The organism is Novosphingobium sp. 11B, assembly GCF_054589055.1.
Genome location: NZ_BAAILP010000183.1, coordinates 1 through 3,313 on the forward strand (window position 1 = coordinate 1; position 3,313 = coordinate 3,313).

Here is a 3,313-nt window from a genome sequence, read left to right on the forward strand (position 1 = left end):
CATCCCAGCGAAGGCTGGGACCGCTGTCAAATCTTTAGGCGCTACGTGGCGTTAGCACTTTGCAGCAGAGGGTTGGGCTCTACGCGGCCAGCGGTCCCAGCCTTCGCTGGGATGACGGGCGCTGTCCTTTGACGTCAGCTCAGCCCTTCAACTCGGCCTTTTTCTTCTTCATCGCGTCGTGGAAGCGGTCGGCCCAGCCGGGCTTGACCAGTTGCTCTCCGCGCACGAGACGCAGTTCGCCATCGGCCACGTCGCGGGTGACCGCGCTGCCCGCCGCCACGATCGCATCGGCGCCGATCTTCACGGGCGCCACCAGCGCGCTGTTGGAGCCGATGAAGGCGCGTTCGCCGATCACAGTCTTGTGCTTGAAGTAGCCGTCATAGTTGCAGGTGATCGTGCCCGCGCCGATGTTGGCGCCCGCGCCGACCACCGCGTCGCCGAGGTAGGTGAGGTGGTTGGCCTTGGCGCCTTCGCCCAGCACGGCGTTCTTCATCTCGACGAAGTTGCCGATCTTGGACCCGGCCTTGAGCACCGCGCCGGGCCGTAGGCGAGCGTAAGGTCCAATGGCGACGCCGCTTTCGAGCGTTGCGCCCTCGAGGTGCGAGAAGGCGTGAATGACGACGTTATCGGCGACGGTCACACCGGGGCCGAACACCACGTTGGGCTCGACGGTGACGTCTCGGCCGAGCTTCGTGTCCCAGGCGAAGAATACGGTTTCCGGCGCGATCAAGGTCACACCGTCTGCCATGGCCTGAACCCGGCGCGTCTTCTGCCAGCGCGCTTCGGCCTCGGCGAGTTCGCCGCGGCTGTTGATGCCGCCGACTTCGTCCGGGTCGTCAGTGACGATCACCGCGCAGGCGCGTCCTTCGAGCGTGGCGATATTGACGATGTCGACGAGGTAGTATTCGCCCTGCGCGTTCTCGTTGCCGACTTTGGCGAGCAGGTCGAACAGGTCGGCCGACTTCACCGCCATCAGGCCCGAGTTGCACAAGCGGCAGGCGCGCTGTTCCTCGGTGGCGTCCTTGTACTCGACCATCATCGCGATGCGCCCGTCGTCATGGGCGAGCACGCGGCCGTACTGCAGCGGGTCTTCGGGCTGGAAGCCGAGCACGACCACTGCCGGGGCATCCTCGGCATGGAGGCGGGCGATCATCGCGTGCATCGTCTCTTCGCGGACAAAGGGCACGTCGCCGTAGAGGATCAGCACGTCGCCGTCGAACCCCGCCAGCGCGCCCTCGGCCTGTTGCACCGCGTGGCCGGTGCCGAGCTGCGGCTCCTGCACCGCGATCGTCGCGCGGCTCCCCAGCGCCTTTTCCAACTGCTCGCGCCCATGCCCGGCGACCACGACCTGCCGCTCGGGAGCCAACTGCGCGGCGCTCGCCAGCAGATGTTCCAGCATCGGGCGGCCGGCTACGGGATGGAGCACCTTGTGCAGGTCGCTCTTCATGCGGGTGCCCTTGCCGGCGGCGAGGACGACGATTGCGAGGGGGTTACTGGCCAAAGTCATGGGTGCTCTCCTGCCAGCAAATTGTTGCGGTTTCCATCCCGAGCCTGCATTGCTTGGCGCAATGACCAGCTTTCCTTTTCAGATCGTCGGTTTCGACCTCGACGGAACCCTTCTCGACAGTCTCGGCGACCTTGGCCACGCGGTCAATCACGCCCTTTCTCTGGAAGGCCGCCGACCGGTCCCGCGCGAGGAAGTGCGCGGGTTCGTGGGCGGCGGCGCGCGCAAGATGCTCGCCAATGCGCTCGTCGCGACGGGCGGCGCGGTGGACGATGTGCGCTTCGAGGAACTGCACGATGCGCTGCTCGCCTTCTATGAGGCGAACATCGCGGTCGAGACCTGCCTGTTCCCCGGCGGCACGGCTATGCTGGACGAACTGGCTGCGCGCGGCGTGAAGATCGCCGTCGTCACCAACAAGCTGGAGCGGTTCGCCACGAAGATCTTCGGCGAACTCGGCCTGTCGGAGAGGTTCTACACGGTGATCGGCGGTGACACCCTCGGTCCCGGCCGGGCCAAGCCGCGTCCCGACCTGCTGCAGCTCATGCTGGAACGCAGCGGGGAAGGGCGTGCGGCCTATGTCGGCGATACCACGTACGACACGCGCGCAGCGGCGGCGGCGGGGCTGCCGTGCGTCGCAGTCAGTTTCGGTTTCAACGACCTGCCGCCGGGCGAACTCGGCGCGGCGGCGGTGATCGATCATTTCGACCAGCTCGTCCCCGCGCTCGAGCGGATCGGCAACAACGCGGGGCCGATACCCGCCTGACCCGCTTGCCCGCCCGGCGGCTTCGTGCGAGCCCTCCGTTCGAAAGAGGGAGAGCCGACGATGCCGACACCGGGTGAGAAGCTGCGCGCGCTGATCGAGAACGGCGAGCATTTTGTCGCCGCCGAGGCCTACAGCGCGCTCACCGGGCGGATTGTGCAGCAGGTCGGATTCAAGGCGGCCTATCTTGGCGGCCATGCCTGCTCGGCGTTTCACTATGCGGTGCCCGACAACGGCATCTTCAGCCAGATCGAGCAGATCGATCAGGCGGGCCGCATCGCGCAGGCCATGGATATTCCGCTGATCGCCGACGCCGATACGCTGGGCGAGACGGTGGCCGATGCATACCGCTTCACGAAGATGTACGTCGCGGCGGGAATCGCCGGGTATCACGTCGAGGACGAGGTGAACCCCAAGCATTCCAAGCACGTCAACGGCTTGTGCTCGATCGAGGAGATGCAGTGCCGGATCGAGGCCGGGGTGAAGGCGCGGGGCGACTCGGGCCTGGTGATCATCGCGCGCTGCGATGAACTCTACACCAGCGCCAATGGCGGCGGCGGTTCGGGCTCGGTGGAAGAGGCGATCCGGCGGGGGCACGCTTATGCCGAGGCGGGGGCCGACGCGATCGTTTTCGCCAGCGCTCCGCCCGAGCAGCAGGGCGAGGTCATCCCGCATATGCCGATCCCGGTTTGCACGCTTGGGTTCAACTTGCCAGATACGGGGTTCACGCTTTCGACCGGGTGGGGCTGGGTCTCGGCGGCGGTGAACCACCTGAAGATGGCGCGCGAACTGATGGAAACCGGCTCGGTCGCCAGCGCGATGGACGCTTTCCGGAACTTCCCCGAGAAGTACGACCTGATCGATCAGAAGCTGTATGATGATCTCATCGTCGACTGGGCGGAGCGGACCGGCAAGCCGACGCGGCCCAATCACGCGCGGTAACGAATCCGGGACTGAGGGCAGTTTGCATTGCGGGGGCTTCGACAAGCTCAGCCTGAGCGGGATTTAAAGATCCGCTCTCAAACCCGCGCAGGCTGAGCTTGTCGAAG

The 3,313-nt window shown here is 66.1% G+C and carries 3 protein-coding genes; 2 read left to right on the forward strand and 1 reads right to left on the reverse strand.

Features of this window, described 5'->3' with window-relative positions; genetic code table 11:
- Window positions 1-139 precede the first annotated feature (139 nt).
- Window positions 140-1,507, reverse strand: coding sequence for a bifunctional UDP-N-acetylglucosamine diphosphorylase/glucosamine-1-phosphate N-acetyltransferase GlmU (glmU, locus tag ACYPYD_RS16945; RefSeq protein WP_459664355.1), 1,368 nt, complete (start codon window positions 1,505-1,507; stop codon window positions 140-142).
- 61 nt (window positions 1,508-1,568) lie between these two features.
- Between glmU and ACYPYD_RS16950 the strand changes: the two genes are divergently transcribed.
- Entirely contained in the window at window positions 1,569-2,267 is a 699-nt protein-coding gene (locus ACYPYD_RS16950; protein ID WP_459664357.1) for an HAD-IA family hydrolase, read from the forward strand.
- 60 nt (window positions 2,268-2,327) lie between these two features.
- Entirely contained in the window at window positions 2,328-3,206 is an 879-nt protein-coding gene (locus ACYPYD_RS16955; protein WP_008832311.1) for an isocitrate lyase/PEP mutase family protein, read from the forward strand.
- The last annotated feature ends 107 nt before the right edge of the window (window positions 3,207-3,313 follow it).

Bases quoted from the DNA above. Each gene is read 5' to 3' on its own strand.
- glmU (WP_459664355.1), bottom strand. From the start codon at position 1,507: ATGACTTTGGCCAGTAACCCCCTCGCAATCGTCGTCCTCGCCGCCGGC.
- ACYPYD_RS16950 (WP_459664357.1), top strand. From the start codon at position 1,569: ATGACCAGCTTTCCTTTTCAGATCGTCGGTTTCGACCTCGACGGAACC.
- ACYPYD_RS16955 (WP_008832311.1), top strand. From the start codon at position 2,328: ATGCCGACACCGGGTGAGAAGCTGCGCGCGCTGATCGAGAACGGCGAG.